Origin of the sequence: Pseudoalteromonas sp. SCSIO_11900, from assembly GCF_000576475.1 — a bacterium.
GTDB classification, from domain to species: Bacteria; Pseudomonadota; Gammaproteobacteria; order Enterobacterales; family Alteromonadaceae; genus Pseudoalteromonas; species Pseudoalteromonas tetraodonis.
Genome location: NZ_KK070025.1, coordinates 72,370 through 88,547 on the forward strand (window position 1 = coordinate 72,370; position 16,178 = coordinate 88,547).

The following is a 16,178-nucleotide window of genomic DNA, read 5'->3' on the forward strand; positions in this document are numbered from 1 at the left end:
GAGGGATAATTAACAGTCAGATGCGACGAAGCCAGTATTTAAAACTACCAATAAATGAAAGTGATAAAAGAAAGTAAAAGCTGTAAAGGGGGTTTACAGCTTAGAGGAAGTTATACGCTTGCGCTGCAAAGTGCCTTAATATCTTCAATAAGCGCAACACCTTGGGCGTTATCACCGTGCACACAAATACTATCGGCGTTAAGTTTTAACGATTTTCCTGACTGGGTAGTCACACTGTTACTAGTTAAAAGCTGTTTAACTTGTGCCAATAATGCTGCTTTATCATGCACACTGCCTGCTATATTTCTTGCTACTAGGTGCCCTTGATCTGTATATAGCCTGTCTGCGAACGCTTCTAAAACAAGCGTTAGTCCAAGATGACGTGCCATTGTATGGTGGTGTTTAGCATCGGCCGTGGCCAGTATCATTAATTTTAGGTCAGCAGGGTAGCTGGCAACTGCGCCCATCACAGCACTAAGTAATGGCTGGTGTTTCATCATGTCGTTGTAAAGCGCACCGTGGGGTTTAACATAGCTAAGGGTTAATCCTTGTGCCTTTGCCATACCATCAAGGGCAGCTATTTGGTAGTGTAAACACTGAGTGAGCTCGGCCACACTTAGGTTCATTGAGCGTCTGCCAAATCCTTGTTTATCGGGGTAGCTTGGGTGAGCGCCAATCATAACATTATGCTGTTTAGCGAGCTTAAGAGTATTGGCCATAACACTAGGATCGCCCGCATGAAAACCACAGGCAATGTTTGCCATATCAATATGCGGCATTACTTGATCATCAAGCCCCATTTTCCACGCGCCAAAGCTTTCACCTAAATCACAATTGAGTTTCATATTAGTGGCTCTTTGATTGTTTAATAGTTACCGGTAAGCTGCCTTTAGCAGGGGCTTGACCGAGTAATACTTTAGCAAGTGCTGTAAATGCAGGCCCAGATACTTGCTCGTTTTTGTCTACGTCAATATTATAAGCATATGAAGCTAATACTGCATCGGCAGAGTCGCCAAACTGCGCAATATCATAAGGAGCTCGCAAACTAATAAACACGGTGGGTATTTGTTGCTTGTTAGCCATTTTAAGTAATGATTCAAGTGCTTTAGGTTGCTCTGCGTTATTGAGGGCAAAGTCTGGGTTATCGGCTAAATCATCCATCCCGCCAATTTCCACTGCGCTTTGATTAGGCGTGGCATTTCCGGCAATAATAATATCAGCTTGGTTTATATTACGCTGAGCATCAACAGGGTCAAAACCTTGTAAACTGCTACAGCTATAAACTAATGCGTGTGAGCTCAGTGCTATTATGGCTTGTTGTATGGCCATACATTTACGCGTATCGGGCATAATAATATGAATGTGTTGGCCAGCAGTAAGCTTAAGTGGCAAGGTGTTGTTGTTATTTTTTATTTGGGTGATCGCCGCTAAGGCCAGTGACGCTTCTAATTCGCGATGTGCTTTTTTACCAATAATGTGCTTGGCATTGGCTAATGCTTTGATGGGAACAGGCGAAGCGTTTAATTTAAATTTACTTTTAAGTGAGATAATACGCTGTGCTGAATGCGCAATTTCCTGTGCGTTTAGTTGCTCTGATTTAACCGCACTGACTAATGACTCAATGAGAGCATCGAGCTTTTTAATGTCATCTGGCGTTCTAATCTCTATTGGCATCAGCGCAATATCAACCCCAGCGGCAAAGGTGTTTATAATTGCTTGAGTTGGACTAAAAAAGTGACTAATACCTGCCATATCAAGTGCATCGGTTACCACCACACCTTGATAGTTAAGTTCTTTACGTAGAATATCGGTCATGATTTTACGCGACATTGTCGCGGGCTTGATCATTTGTTTGCCATCAACATTAGTCAAGGTACTGCTATCGAGCTCTGGATACTGAATATGCGCAGTCATTATCATGCCCGGACTATGCTGCTCAATAATGTGTTTAAAGGGCGCTAAATCTTGTGCGTAAATCACCTCTTTTGAATGCATCACTTTAGGCAAGCCGGTATGACTATCTACATTGGTGTCGCCATGCCCAGGAAAATGCTTTAGTGCGCTAATAATGCCATTTTTTTCAAATTCACTAACTTGTGCGGCACCTAATACTGCTACATCATTTGGGTTTTCACTAAAAGAGCGGACATTAATTACCGGATTATCTGGGTTCATGTTTACATCAACGGTTGGCGCGTAATTTACATTAATCCCCAATGCTGAGAGCTCCGTGGCAAGAACATTCGCGGTTTGAGTTGCGAAATAAGTGCCATGCTCTGGATAGGTGGCGCCAATTGACATATTACCGGTAAATGAAGTGGCCACATCACGTGGCAGTCGTGCTACGCGTCCACCTTCTTGGTCAATTGAAATAAAAAGCGGTAAGCCTGATTTAGACTGAGACGCAGCTTGTTGCAGTTGCTGATTAAGGCTAATTATTTGTTCAATACTTTGGGTGTTTTCAGAAAATAAAATAACCCCGCCAATATCATAACGGCTAATCGCTTTGGCTAGTGTATCTGGTAACTCGGTTAATGCTGTTCTGCAGCGCTCACTGCTGCCTTGGTGACAAAAATAGCGTAAATCGAGCATAAGTTTTTGCCCAAGTTGCTGTTCAAGCGACAGCGCAGAATCGGCAAAAGAAGATTTTATTGGCATGAAACATCCGATTAAAAAAAGAGAAGACGACAACAGGTACTTATTTAGCAACACACACCTCAAGGCTAAATAAAAATAAAGTGCATGCAGCTTAACTATTATTGAGCTTAACTGCAAAACCCGACATATATAATAAATGTCATTTTATTATTCCAAAAATAACAAAAATTAGGCTACTTAGTTTAATTTCTGTATTATATTTAGGATATATGTAGTACATAGCAGTCGTTTTTATTTGCTTAGGATGATAATAAGTTGCGTTTTCGATCACCATTTACTTTTAAACTTAGGCAATTAATTCTGTTGTTAGCTATCACTGCTACAGCCGCTATTTTGTTCAGTGGTTTATACATTAGTTACCAAGTACAAAAAGAACGGGTAATAGAAGATACTCTCAAAAGTAACCATGTATTTGCTAGTAAGCTTGCCTCGGCGACCGATCACTTTTTAGCCGCCGCGATGCAGCAACTTGAGTTTTCAGCCAAAATTATTGCTAAAGACATTACCAATACTGAGTTACTCCAAGCTGAAACCAACCGCCTTTTAAACCAAACACATAGCTTTAATTCGGTAGCAATTAACATGCAAGGTGTCGTTAAAGCGGCCTCACCTGTTTCATTAAATATTATTAATAAAACCGTTAATTCACCTCATTCTAAACAAGCCTTTAAACTACAGCGTCCATTGGTTAGTCGTCCTTATGTATCGCTTGCGAATAACTTAATTGTTGTACTTTCTTATCCTTTATTTGACGAAATGGGTAACTACTACGGCTATATTGGCGGTAGCTTTTATTTAGAACAACAGAGCATTTTAAACGCCTTATTAAAACAGCATAGTTACGATGGCGGGGCATACTTTTATGTGGTGGCTGATAATAAAACCTTACTTTATCATCCTGAGACTGAGCGGATTGGCGAACAAGTCATTAATAACCCAGTAATTGAGCGTGTTTTGCAAAGCGAAGATGGATACACCCGGGTTTTAAATAGCCAAGGCGTGTCTATGCTTGCTGGATATTCGCCCGTTAAACTTGCTAATTGGGGCGTAGTTGCCCAGCGTAGTGAGGTGGCAACACTTGCCACGTTAGATACTTTTCAAGGGCTGGTGCTTAAGCGAATGCTACCAATTGTATTAATTACTTTTGTATTGATTGGTGTGTTAGCGCATTTTATTGCTAAGCCCCTTAGGTTACTAGCTGACAGTGCAAATTTATCGACTGATCAACAAAACGTAGCGAATCTTAACAGTATTAAATCTTGGTATTTTGAAAGTCAGCAACTTAAAGCAGCCATGTTAGAAGGAGTTAATATACTGCAGTCGAAAATGGGTCAATTACGCCAAGATGCACTCACCGATCCGCTAACTGGTGCGCATAATCGGCGAGGTTTGTATTTATTGTTAGATAAATTAATTCAAGAACAGATCCCCTTTGCGGTTCTAGAAATAGATATCGACTTTTTTAAACGGGTTAATGACACTTTTGGCCATGATGTGGGCGATGAGGTACTAAAAACTTTAACGTGTGTGATCAAGCAGGTATCTCGCAAAGATGATATTGTCGCGCGAACTGGTGGGGAGGAATTCTTACTTATATTACCGAACGAAAATAGCGATAGTGCGTTTGTTATTGCTGAGCGGTTACGTAATGAAGTGGCGAATACACCGATGGCCAAAGTTGGTTGTATAAATGTCTCCATCGGCATTGCTACATGGCCGCAGCATAGTGATGATATTGATCAAGTATACAAATGTGCTGACAAAGCGCTCTATCATGCAAAAGAAACGGGCCGAAATAAAACCGTTATTGCCAGTCTAAATTAAATTTTTTAAAAAATTAATTTACCTTAAGTTTTATTTAAGTTTCGCCTATTAAATTCTACCTATAGATTTAATACAGGCGATGCTTTTATGCAATTAGCTCAACAACAACAGTCATCATCAACACTTTTTCAGTCGTTCACACAGTGTGTGAGCGCCAGAGAATGTGATGAACACCGTCAGCGCCTTGAAGATACAGTAAAACAAGGCTTTTTAGCTGCGTACAATGCCAGCCTAACTTCATTTATGCCATTACTCTGTCAGTATAAAACTCAGCAAGGGCATTGCACTTTAGGGCTTAGAAACGCCACTTCTCCTTTATTTATTGAACAATATTTAGCAGCGCCCATTGAGCAGTTTTTACCAATGGGCACACAGCGCAGTAAAGTGTTTGAGTTAGGTAATCTCTATTCAACACACAGAAAAGCCACGTTATCGCATTTTATTATTGTTAATGAAGCTTTAAGAGCTATTGGTGCTACTAATTTGGTTTTTTGTGCCACCAAACATGTACGCGCTTTATTGCGTTTATTAGGGGTAACGTGTAATGAAATTGCATTGGCTAACAGCAGTGTTGTTGAGCAACCAAAAAGCTGGGGAAGTTACTACGCGAACCAGCCTACAGTATGCATTGTTAATTTAGAGCAAGCACATCTACAAGTACTTAATACGCTAATGCTACTTGATATTAAACAACAAAATACACATGGCATTACGGCATTAATCAACGCGCTGGAGGCGGTATGAGTATGTTAAATAGCTTAAATGACTTAGCGACTCAGCCGGCGGTAGTTGCGCATTTTGCGAATCAAACACAACAGTTAACAGGCACTGAGCTGCTTCAAGAAATAAATAAAGTAGCGGAAATTTTTGCAAATTCAGATGCTGATGCAATTGCATTTCAACTTGATAACACACCTGCATGGTTGGTACTTGATGCTGCGACAAGCGTTGCCAATAAAGTGGCTATACCGATTGCCCATTTTTTTAGTCAACAACAAACGCAATATGTGTTGGCACAGTGTGGTGCACAGTTGTTTATAAGTGATATGCCAAGGCTTTCTTTGGGTACGCATACATTGTCTATTACTTTGTTTGATCATTACACCTTGTATATCTATCAGCTCAACGTTAAAGAACCGATTAGTTACTTTGAGGGCACGCAAAAAATCACCTTCACGTCAGGCTCTACAGGCGAGCCAAAAGGTGTGTGTTTATCAACTCCTAGCCAAATGCAAGTTGCACAATCGTTATGTGAGCAAATAGGTATAAGTAAACCAACTCACTTATGTTTACTGCCATTACCTGTATTACTAGAAAATATTGCAGGTATTTATGCACCATTATTAAGTGGCGGTTGTGTACATTTAATGCCGTTAAACGAATTGGGTTTTGTTGGCTCAGGGTTAAAAAATCCTGAAAAACTTATTAGCGCAATTGACAGTGTAAAACCTAACACCCTTATTTTAGTGCCTGAGTTATTAACGTGTTTAATTGCGTTTGCAAAGCAAGGTTGGCAGCCGCCAAAGTCATTACAGTTTATTGCAGTTGGCGGAGCGCTCGTGAGTGATGCTTTAATTGCCACCGCCAGAGAGCTTAATTTACCTGTTTATCAGGGGTATGGATTATCAGAGGCGGCATCTGTCGTAAGTTTAAATACGCCCAAAAATGATGATTTAAAGAGTGCCGGTACTGTACTACCGCACATACAAATTAAAATCGAAAAAGGCCAGTTGTACATAAAGGGTGAGCTATTTTTAGGGTATTTAAATCAAGCGCCGCATAACCCAAATAACTGGTATGCAACAGGCGATTTAGTGACCCAGCATGGCAATAAGCTCTTCATAAAAGGGCGACTTAAAAACCTGATTATTACCAGCATGGGCCGTAATGTCAGTGCTGAATGGCCTGAGTCATTAATATTGAGCCAAAGCGCGATTATACAAGCCGTTGTTTTTGGTGAGGGCAAACCTTTTTTAACCGCGATTATTTATGCAATCCCTGAGTTGAGTGAGCAACAACTCAGTGAGCATATGAAATTTGTAAATCAACAGTTACCCGATTATGCACAAGTTAAAAAGTGGCATCGGTTAGCTCAGCCTTTAAGTGTTCAGCAAGGGTTACTAACGACCAATAATCGTCCTAAGCGCCAGGCTATTAGCCAGCAATTTGACCTTATTTTTGAACAATTTTACCGACTTGGATAAGTGATTCATGACTGATTTTTTTAATACATTAAAAGCACAAACTCAAAACGAGCGTGAGTACTTATTAGCTGCGCCAATTATACAGCGCGTTTTTAAAGGCCAAGCATCACTTGAAGAGTATGCGTCATTTTTAGCGCAAGCCTACCATCATGTAAAACACACTGTGCCATTAATGATGTCGTTAGGTGCCCGTTTGACCGACGAACAAGAATGGTTACGTGAAGCCGTAGCCGAATACATTGAAGAGGAAATTGGCCACCAAGAATGGGTGCTTAACGATATTGCCGCGTGTGGTTTTGATAAAGAAAGCGTGCGCCATAGTAAGCCACAATTTGCTACCGAAATGATGGTCTCGTATGCCTATGACAGTATCGCTCGTAAAAATCCATTAAGCTTTTTTGGCATGGTTCATGTACTCGAAGGGACTTCAATTGCACTGGCTGATGGCGCAGCTTCAAATATTGCTGATGCAGTTGGTTTACCTAAAAAAGCATTTAGCTATTTAACCTCTCATGGTGCGCTTGATATAGAGCACGTAAAGTTTTTTGAAAACTTGATGAACAAAATTACTAATGAGGCCGATCAGCAAGCTATTTTACATGGCGCAAAATGTTTTTATCGTTTGTACGGTGATATTTTTCGCGCTTTAGATGACGAGCCGTTCTTTAAAGCATCAGCGCAAGAGCAACACGCATGAATACCGGCTTATGTGTTTTAACAGGAGCCACAGGGGGAATTGGCCAAGCGATTGCCAAAACACTGCACGCACAAGGTTGGCAATTACTATTAGTAGGGCGTAATGGCGATGCGCTAAATGCGCTAAGTAGCCAGTGCCCAGGTAGTATGACTTTTGTGGGAGATTTAACCGTTGCAGAAAACATGCTGGCATTGGCAATTAAAGCCAAAAAATTGGGCGGTGCTAAATTACTCATAAACAATGCAGGCATTAATGTTATGCAAAGCTTAAGTAGTTGTAGTAGTGAACAAATTGATAATCTACTGAGCACTAATTTAGCCGTCCCGATGAAACTATGCCAACTGTTTTTAGAGCAGCTGCAAGCGAATAGAGGCACCATAGTTAATGTTGGGTCGTCTTTTGGCAGCATAGGTTACCCATATCAAACACTTTATTGTGCCAGTAAATTTGGTTTGCGTGGTTTTAGCGAAGCGTTATCACGAGAGCTTTCAGACACTGGCGTTAGAGTTACTTATTTGGCACCTAGAGCAACTGATACCGACATTAATGATGCTCAAACGCGGGCAATGAACAAAGCGCTTGGTAATCAAATGGATTCACCGCAGTTGGTGGCTGATGAGTTAGTTGCGTTATTAAACTCAAATAAAACCAGACGATTTATTGGTTTTCCTGAGAAACTTTTTGCACGTATCAATGGCGTTTTCCCACGTATTGTAGATAACGCAATTGCTAAACAACTCCCTAAAATAAAAAGCTTTTTAGGTTAATAGAGGATTTATTATGAAAAAATTTACTTTAGCAGCTTATTTAAGCATTGTTAGTGTATTTTCATCGCCGGTATTTGCAGATGAACAAAGCGATTTACTCGCTATTCAACAGCAGTGGGCGGTCGCTAATTATGAGCTTAAAGATGACGCACAAATCAAAGCCTTTACTCAACTGAGTGAGCAAAGTGCTCAATTTATTGAAAACTATCATAATTCAGCAAATAGCTATACATGGAACGGCATTGTGCTGGCAAGTTTTGCGGGTGCAAAAGGCGGCTTAGGGGCGTTGGGTTATGCCAAAGATGCAAAGGCATCATTAGAGCAAGCCCTTAAAATAGACGACAGTGCTTTAGGTGGCTCAGCGTATGCTAGCCTTGCAACCTTATACAGTAAAGTACCAGGGTGGCCAATTGGCTTTGGTGATGATGACACCGCTGATAAGTTTTTTAAGCAAGCACTCGCTTTTAATCAAAAGGGCATTGATACTAATTATTTGTATGGTGAGTTTTTATACGACGAACGTGAATATAAGCAAGCCAAAGCCCATTTGTTAGTTGCACAAGCGGCCGGTATTCGTGATACTCGCGCTAAAGCGGACAAATATCGTCAGCAAGCAATTAGCCAATTATTAGCTAAAGTTGATAAAAAACTAAAGAGATAACAAAAAAAACAATGCATTTATTATTAGTTGAAGATGATCATCTTGTGGCGCAAGGGCTTTGCCGCTCATTGCGCCAAGAAGGCTACAGTGTAGAACACAGCGCAACGGTTAAGCATGCGTTGCAATGTTTAGGCAGTGGCGAAATAGAGTTGGTTATACTTGACCTAGGCTTACCTGATGGTGATGGTTCGCAAATTTTAAAGCACATAAAAGCACAAAAAAAAGTCATTCCGGTGGTGATACTAACCGCTCGCAGTAGCATAGATGACAAAGTGCAAGGGCTTGATATGGGGGCTGATGATTATTTAGCTAAGCCATTTGAACCAGCCGAATTATTTGCTCGTTTGCGCGTAGCGAGCCGACGTGTAAATCAAGCTCAGTCGAGCTTATTACAATGTGGTGATGTTACTATGGATACGTCAGCGCACAGTGTCACACTTAACGATGAGCTACTTTCTCTACCGCGAAAAGAGTACATGCTGCTAAAAGCGTTACTGGAAAACCAAGGTCGCGTACAATCTAAGCAGCAGTTAGAAAATAAACTCTATCAATGGGGTGAAGAGGTTGGCTCTAACACCATTGAGGTGCATATTCATCACCTACGAAAAAAATTCCCCAGCGATTTTATTAAAACTCTCCGTGGTATTGGCTATGTCGTGGGAAAGAGATAGCTCACGTGATTAAAACGTCCCTAGATTGCACAAACTTGAATTTACAAAGGTAACCATGCGCTATGTCAATTCGTAAGCGTTTAACACTTATCTTACTGTCAATGATGGTGTTAACTTGCTTTTTAGCTTTAGTCAAAGGCTATCAAAAAAGTATGAGCCATGGTGAGCAATTACTCGATAGTGAGCTAAAAGTGGTGGCTGGAGTCTTGATGCAACAGCCTCTATCTATAAACGCTATGGCGCCAAAAATGCAAGAAAGCGCCCAGTTACTGTATCAAATTTGGCAAAGTGGTGAGCTACTTAGCGGTTCTGACGAATTAAATCTTGATTTGAGCCAGTATCAAGCGGGTTTTCAAACGCTTAATATTGCAGGGCAGCGAATGCGGGTATTCGTTTTTGCTACTTCTTTACGCACCGTTATTGTTGCCGAGCCGATTGCTAAGCGGTTTGAGCTTGCCGAGGCGGTGATTTTATCAGCCATGTTACCCATGTTATGGGCGGTTCCTTTGCTTGCGCTATTTATTAGCTTTTTTGTTAAATATGCACTGGCACCGTTAACCCGTTTATCAAAACAGTTAGCTCTGCGCCAAGCAAATGATTTCACAGCGATCAATTGGCAGGTGACGGATGAAGAAATAAAACCAGTGATCAGCCGCTTAAACGACTTATTTAAACGCGTAGAAACGGCCTATTTACGAGAACGTTTTTTTGCCTCAGATGCCGCCCATGAATTACGTACTCCCCTGAGCAGTTTAAAAATCAATGTGCATAATTTGGCCGCCCAACAAGGCGATAACCAAGAATTACAAGCCATGACTCAAGGTATTAATCGACTCACCAATATTGTGGAGCAAATGCTAATACTAGGGCGTACTCAGCCAGAGCAGTGGCAAAAGCAGTTTAAAGAACAGTCATTATTAGCGATCACGCAAGAAGTAGTTAGCCAACTATATGAAAAAATAGAGGCTAAAAATCACACTATTAGCCTTGAGGGAGATGACTTTACTATTAACGGTGATGAGTTTACCTTAGTGACGTTGATTTCAAACCTACTGAGTAATGCTATAAAGTACGCGCCTGCAAACGGACAAATAAAAATTACCCTAAAGCAGATGCACAGGCAGCGTATTTGGCAAATAGAAGACAGCGGTCCAGGTATGACTGACGATCAAAAACAACGGATATTTAACCGTTTTTATCGCGTTGGCGGCGACCAACATCCTTCGGGTGAACAAGGTGCGGGCTTAGGCATGGCAATAGTCCAGCACATTATTGCTATTTATAGCGCTGAAATTAATTTAACAGACAGCGATTTGGGCGGCTTAAAAGTACAGGTAGTTTTTGCAGGAGCTAAATGTGATTAAACGACTTATTCACCCCTATTTATATTGTTGCGTATTTTTATCATTTAACGCCGCCAGTAAAGACTATCTTATTGTACTTAAAGATCATTTGTTTTATCCCGCAGAAATCGTGGTGCCAGCCAATAAAAAGGTACGCTTGTTAATCGAAAATCAAGATAGTACGCCTGAAGAATTCGACAGTTTCGATCTCAACCGAGAGAAAGTACTTTACCCTAATCGCAAAAGCGTTATTTATATTGGGCCGTTAACTCCTGGGCGTTATGAATTTTTTGGCGAGTTTTCACCCAATACGGCGCGTGGTGCTGTAATAGCGACCGAAAAGGAGGGTTCTGATGCTAATAACTAGCCTTGTGATGAGCCTCAATCAGTTATTGCCGGTGGCCATTTTACTTATTTTACTCCAAGTGATTGCCAGGCAAAGTTTAGTGAAGGTACTGGGGATGCTTGTTTTAGGTGTGGGGCTATCATTTTTATTTGTAAAAAGTGCTCCGCTAATCAGTCCCTTGTTCGACTATCAGGGTTTAGAATATACCCAAATTGCTTTATGTGTTTTAGTGTTTATCAGTGCGCTGTACTACGCCATTAAACAAGCAACGCCTGCATTTATGATTGCGATTATCAGCGTAATGACTCTTTATTTAAGTCATTACATTATTTACCTGATTGGCTTTTGGCAAAACAACGAAGCAGCACAAAGCTTATTTATTGGCACTTTTTTAGGCTTAGGGATATGCAGTAGCTTTAGTGTGTTGTTGTATTTTTTATTGGGTGCAATCAAACAGCGCTTTGGGCTTATTCCTTTATTGGTATTGTTAGCGTTAAACAGTGCGGCAAAACTGGTTGTGGCACTTGATTTGGCGAGCCAAATTGATTTGATAGCAACAACGGCAACCGTATGGGATTTACGTGCTATTTTAACTGAAAACTCAGAGTTTGGACGGGTTTTGCGCGCACTTATCGGTTATGAGGCTACGCCTAATTTAACCAGTGTTTTAAGTTATGTGCTGAGCAGCGTGTTATTTTTATCAGTTTGTTATTTTATTCCTAAATCAATAACTAAGGAACAATCATGAAAGCAATAAACCTATTTGCAGCCACTGTATTAATTGGTTTTTGTTTATTAATACCTAAGCTGACTTATGCTGATGGCATAGTGGTTGATAAAGTTTATCATCCGTATGTTTTGCCGTTTGAGCGCGAGCTAGAGTGGCGGCTTGTATCACATCAAACCGACAGTGGTAATATTTTAGCGCAGCGCGTTGGCTTAGGCGGCGCAGTTAACGACACCATGGCATTGGAAGGCTATTTAGTGGGCGAGCGCGATGATAATGGTGACTTTGGCTTGCAAGCGTATGAGTTAGAACTTCGTTGGCAGTTAATAGAGCAGGGCAGGCTATGGGCTGATTGGGGCGCGTTATTTGAATTTGAAAAACAGCATGACGCCGACGCATACGAAGCAACCACCGGTTTTGTGATTGAAAAAGAGTTTGGTCGTGCAAGTCTCACTATGAATGCATTTTTAGTGTACGAGTGGGGCCAAGATATACAAAATGAGTGGGAAAGCGAATTTAGAGCGCAATATCGCTACCGCTATTTGTCTGCTTTTCAGCCCGCGGTTGAGGTTTATCTTGGCGAAGACTTTGTCGGTATTGGCCCCGGATTTATAGGGTTACATCGCTTTGATGGGCAAAAACAATTAAAGTGGGAAGCCGGTTTTATTACTGAAATCAGCCAGTCAGAGAAAAATCATAGCTTTAGAATGGCACTAGAATTTGAATTTTAAGCTCTTTAAACAAGTACTTAATTTATAAAGCGGGCTGCTTAAGCTATTTTATAAATTAAATCGCATTAAGGGTTGACTTGAGTCTGTAACTCTATATAGTAGTGCGCAGCTAGAAAGAAAGCATGATAATTTATAAATCTCCATTTCGTTGTTGTATAAGTAATACTTGTAGTACCGTCCTGAAGTTTTTAAGTACCATCTCATTTTTTGCTACACCGCCCATTAGGGCACAATTTAATTTTTATATCAGGAATAATACTATGTCTAACATCGTATCAGGTACAGTTAAGTGGTTCAACGAGTCTAAAGGTTTTGGTTTCATCGAGCAAGAAAATGGTCCAGACGTTTTCGCACATTTCTCAGCAATCAAAAGCGAAGGTTTCAAAACTTTAGCTGAAGGCCAACGTGTAGAGTTCACTCTTTCACAAGGTCAAAAAGGTCCTCAAGCTGATAACATCACAGCTCTATAATTTTACTTTTAAGTAAAATGAAAAAAAGCGCTTAAGGCGCTTTTTTTGTGTCTAAAATTTAAGATATCTCCCCACCATCTGTAAATTTATACCAATTCGCTTAATTAAGCGGTCTATTTTGAGGCAGGTAAAACGGGTTGATAGCTAGGCAAACAATTCGCTATTTAGTTGTTCTAAATGAGAATTTTTTAACACAGATAGCGACACGTTTAGCCCCGCAAAATGATTGAGTATTATTGCGGATTGGTTATACCAATTCGCTTAATTAAGCGGTCTATTTTGAGGCAGGAAAAACGGGTTGATAGCTAGGCAAACAATTCGCTATTTAGTTATTCTAAATGAGAATTTTTTAACACAAATAGCGACACGTTTAGCCCCGCAAAATGATTGAGTATTATTGCGGATTGGTATTATTAACGATAGTCATTCTCAAATCACCTGCTATTTTTAACATTATAAAAGTGCTATAAATTAATAGTTTTTCCATGCTTTCTAGGTTAAGGTTATTACTTAAATTATAGGGGGTGTTTATTTTTAAATTTACATTATTAGCGTTAGGGTTGCTATTTAGCCATAATATTCAGGCTAATGCGCCTAAATTGGTTATTTATACCGAAAGCTTTGCCCCTTACAATTTTCAAAATGAAGCTGGACAGCTAGCGGGTATTAATCATGACATAGTGAAAGACGCTTGTGATCGTGCCGCACTAGAGTGCGAATTTATTATGTTACCTTGGAAGCGTGCTTACCAGTTAGTGCAAAATAACCCACACTCAGCCATCATTTCTCTAGCAAAAACGCAAGAACGTATTCCTCTTTTTGAATGGGTGGGACCTTTGGTATCGAGCCAAACCTACTTTTTTAAATTAAAAACCAGCGACCATATTGTGATGAATGATATATCACAAGCTAAAAACTACTCGTTGGGCATAGTGCGAGGCGACATTTATGAAATGCTGGTGCGTCGACTTGGGTTTGTTACCGATAAAAACTTACTACTGTTTAGTGAAGCTGACTCATTTATGCGATTGTTTTTTAAAAAACGCATCGATTTAATTATTGGCTCTGACTTTACTATTGATCATCAAACTGAGCCATTTGGGTACTCTAGGGATGACGTGGTGAAGCTCAAGCAAATTAATGTGGATGAACTTAAAGGCAACTATATTGGCTTTAATAAAGCCGCTTCACCTGTGGTAGTAAAACGCTTTAATCAAGCACTTGAGCAGCTTAAGGCTGAGTCTGGCTATGAAGCTTACATTAAACGTTATGTAAAAAATTAAGCGTTTAGACCATAAGCATAGAAAAGCTCAAAAAGCTCCCGCTTAATAATGCCTATATTGCCTCTTCACAGCCTTCATTCTTGTTAACTTCGCTACCTTTTATACTCTCAAGTGCCTTGTAAAGGGCTAATAAGTAAATGCTCCTACAGCTACACAGTTGTTCATATTTTTTAGTAATACCAATTCGCTTAATCAAGTGGTCTATTTTGAGGCTGGAAAAACGAGTTGATAGCTAGGCAAAAAATTCGCTATTTAGTTGTTCTAAATGAGAATTTTTTAACACAGGTAGCGACACGTTTAGCCCCGCAAAATGATTAAGTATTATTGCGGATTGGTATAAGTGCAATGATGGCTTTTTAATGGCGTAAAGAGTGCGTGAATGAAAGCTTTGCTAGGGAATTTTTAGGTATGAATTGCTGAGGATTTAGAAAGTAGAGGCTATAAAAACGATAAAAGGGCCTTGCGGCCCTTGGTGAAGTATCGTTCAAGTCAGATAGTGCTTTAACCCCTTAAAGCGCTATCCTATTGTTTTGCAACAGTTGGATCGTCTCATTAAGTTTCTAAGCTAGCGAGAGGAAAAACCCAGCAATTGCTGCGCTCATAAGGTTAGCCATAGATCCTGCTAACACTGCTCTGAGCCCTAAGCGTGCGATATCCTTTCGCCGACTAGGCGCCATACCGCCTAATCCACCTAGTAAAATGGCTATCGATGATAAGTTAGCAAAGCCACACAAGGCAAAGGTAACAATTGCTTGTGTATGCGCACTTAACGTATCGCGATAATTTATAAAGTCTAAGTAAGCAACAAACTCATTTACTACTAACTTTTGACCAATAAAGCTGCCGGCTAAAATTGCCTCATTCCACGGTACACCGAGTAACCATGCAACAGGGGCAAACAAGTAGCCTAAAATTTCTTGTAGCGTTAATGTAGGGTAATCAAACAACTCACCAATACCGCCTAATAAACCGTTTAATAACGCAATCAGTGCAACAAATGCTAAAAGCATGGCACCTACGTTTAATGCTAAGTGCATACCGTTTGCTGCGCCTGATGCTGCTGCGTCAATAACATTAACCGGTTTGTCGTCGCCTAAATCTATATCGGCTAAATCATCTTTAGGTGTTTCTGTCTCTGGCACTATCATTTTTGCCATTAAGAAACCACCCGGTGCTGCCATAAAGCTAGCTGCAATTAAATATTTAAGGTCTACACCAATAATTACGTAACCAGCCATTACAGAGCCTGCTACGGTTGCCAAACCACCTACCATTACGGCAAATAACTCAGATTTGGTCATGGTTGCAATAAACGGTTTAACTATGAGTGGCGCTTCAGTTTGGCCAACAAAAATATTTGCGGTGGCTGAAAGCGACTCGGTGCGAGAGGTTTTCAATAATTTTTGTAAACCACCGCCTAAAATTTTAATTATCCAATCCATAATGCCAAGGTGGTAAAGCACAGCAACAAGTGCTGAGAAAAACACAATCACTGGCAATACTTGAATGGCAAAAATAAACCCAAGTGTATCTTGCGATGCTAATGGGCCAAATAAAAAGCCAATTCCATCGTTGGCATACCCAATAACCGATGAAACGGCGCGAGACATACTCGCTAATACATTTTTGCCTGCTTCAAAAAAAAGTACAAAACCGCCGATAATGACTTGCATTAAAAATGCGATACCCACGGTTCTTAGTTTTATTGCTTTGCGATCAGTTGAGGCCGCAAAAGCGATGCCTAGTAGCACTAGCATGCCTACTAAGCTCATAAATGTTGTCATACAAACGTTTCC

At 40.4% G+C, this 16,178-nt stretch carries 16 protein-coding genes; 13 read left to right on the plus strand and 3 right to left on the minus strand.

The window, feature by feature from the left end:
• Window positions 1-110 precede the first annotated feature (110 nt).
• Window positions 111-845 (minus strand): 5-oxoprolinase subunit PxpA, encoded by a 735-nt coding sequence (locus BG00_RS14640; protein WP_036983606.1) that lies wholly within the window; start codon window positions 843-845, stop codon window positions 111-113.
• A 1-nt stretch (window position 846) separates the two neighbouring features.
• Entirely contained in the window at window positions 847-2,658 is a 1,812-nt protein-coding gene (locus BG00_RS14645; RefSeq protein WP_036983607.1) for a glycoside hydrolase family 3 protein, read from the minus strand.
• Window positions 2,659-2,961: 303 nt separating this feature from the next.
• Between BG00_RS14645 and BG00_RS14650 the strand changes: the two genes are divergently transcribed.
• The 13 genes from BG00_RS14650 to BG00_RS14710 all read left to right on the plus strand — a co-directional run bounded on the left by BG00_RS14650 (window position 2,962) and on the right by BG00_RS14710 (window position 14,382).
• Complete coding sequence (locus tag BG00_RS14650; RefSeq protein WP_036983610.1) at window positions 2,962-4,482, plus strand: sensor domain-containing diguanylate cyclase; 1,521 nt, start codon at window positions 2,962-2,964, stop codon at window positions 4,480-4,482.
• A gap of 87 nt (window positions 4,483-4,569) precedes the next feature.
• Complete coding sequence (locus BG00_RS14655) at window positions 4,570-5,226, plus strand: thermostable hemolysin (RefSeq protein ID WP_036983612.1); 657 nt, start codon at window positions 4,570-4,572, stop codon at window positions 5,224-5,226.
• A gap of 2 nt (window positions 5,227-5,228) precedes the next feature.
• Window positions 5,229-6,686 carry an AMP-binding protein gene (locus BG00_RS14660; protein ID WP_445322883.1) on the plus strand — a complete coding sequence of 486 codons (1,458 nt, stop codon included), beginning with the start codon at window positions 5,229-5,231 and terminating at the stop codon, window positions 6,684-6,686.
• A 7-nt stretch (window positions 6,687-6,693) separates the two neighbouring features.
• On the plus strand, window positions 6,694-7,383 hold the full coding sequence (locus BG00_RS14665) for an iron-containing redox enzyme family protein (protein ID WP_016900001.1): 690 nt from the start codon (window positions 6,694-6,696) through the stop codon (window positions 7,381-7,383).
• Window positions 7,380-8,150: an SDR family oxidoreductase gene (locus BG00_RS14670; protein ID WP_013462836.1), complete on the plus strand. Its 771-nt coding sequence runs from the start codon at window positions 7,380-7,382 to the stop codon at window positions 8,148-8,150. The genes BG00_RS14665 and BG00_RS14670 overlap by 4 nt, the downstream gene beginning before the upstream one ends.
• Window positions 8,151-8,163: 13 nt before the next feature.
• A complete protein-coding gene (locus tag BG00_RS14675; protein ID WP_036983614.1) occupies window positions 8,164-8,811 on the plus strand; it encodes a hypothetical protein in 648 nt (215 codons plus the stop codon).
• Window positions 8,812-8,822: 11 nt separating this feature from the next.
• Window positions 8,823-9,482 carry a response regulator gene (locus BG00_RS14680; protein ID WP_013462838.1) on the plus strand — a complete coding sequence of 220 codons (660 nt, stop codon included), beginning with the start codon at window positions 8,823-8,825 and terminating at the stop codon, window positions 9,480-9,482.
• 62 nt (window positions 9,483-9,544) lie between these two features.
• Window positions 9,545-10,846, plus strand: a complete 1,302-nt coding sequence (locus BG00_RS14685; protein WP_029609982.1) for an ATP-binding protein — start codon at window positions 9,545-9,547, stop codon at window positions 10,844-10,846.
• Entirely contained in the window at window positions 10,839-11,192 is a 354-nt protein-coding gene (locus tag BG00_RS14690) for a cupredoxin domain-containing protein (RefSeq protein WP_028834667.1), read from the plus strand. Before BG00_RS14685 ends, BG00_RS14690 begins: the two co-directional genes overlap by 8 nt.
• A complete protein-coding gene (locus BG00_RS14695; protein ID WP_036983615.1) occupies window positions 11,179-11,919 on the plus strand; it encodes an FTR1 family protein in 741 nt (246 codons plus the stop codon). The genes BG00_RS14690 and BG00_RS14695 overlap by 14 nt, the downstream gene beginning before the upstream one ends.
• On the plus strand, window positions 11,916-12,629 hold the full coding sequence (locus tag BG00_RS14700; RefSeq protein WP_036983616.1) for a hypothetical protein: 714 nt from the start codon (window positions 11,916-11,918) through the stop codon (window positions 12,627-12,629). The genes BG00_RS14695 and BG00_RS14700 overlap by 4 nt, the downstream gene beginning before the upstream one ends.
• A 260-nt stretch (window positions 12,630-12,889) precedes the next feature.
• The gene (locus BG00_RS14705) at window positions 12,890-13,099 is read left to right on the plus strand and encodes a cold-shock protein (RefSeq protein ID WP_008467029.1); all 210 of its coding nucleotides are present in this window, start codon (window positions 12,890-12,892) and stop codon (window positions 13,097-13,099) included.
• 524 nt (window positions 13,100-13,623) lie between these two features.
• Complete coding sequence (locus BG00_RS14710; protein ID WP_036983617.1) at window positions 13,624-14,382, plus strand: substrate-binding periplasmic protein; 759 nt, start codon at window positions 13,624-13,626, stop codon at window positions 14,380-14,382.
• A 560-nt stretch (window positions 14,383-14,942) separates the two neighbouring features.
• On the opposite strand, the gene BG00_RS14715 is transcribed toward BG00_RS14710, so the two are convergent.
• Entirely contained in the window at window positions 14,943-16,166 is a 1,224-nt protein-coding gene (locus BG00_RS14715) for a NupC/NupG family nucleoside CNT transporter (protein ID WP_036983618.1), read from the minus strand.
• Between the last annotated feature and the right edge of the window lie 12 nt (window positions 16,167-16,178).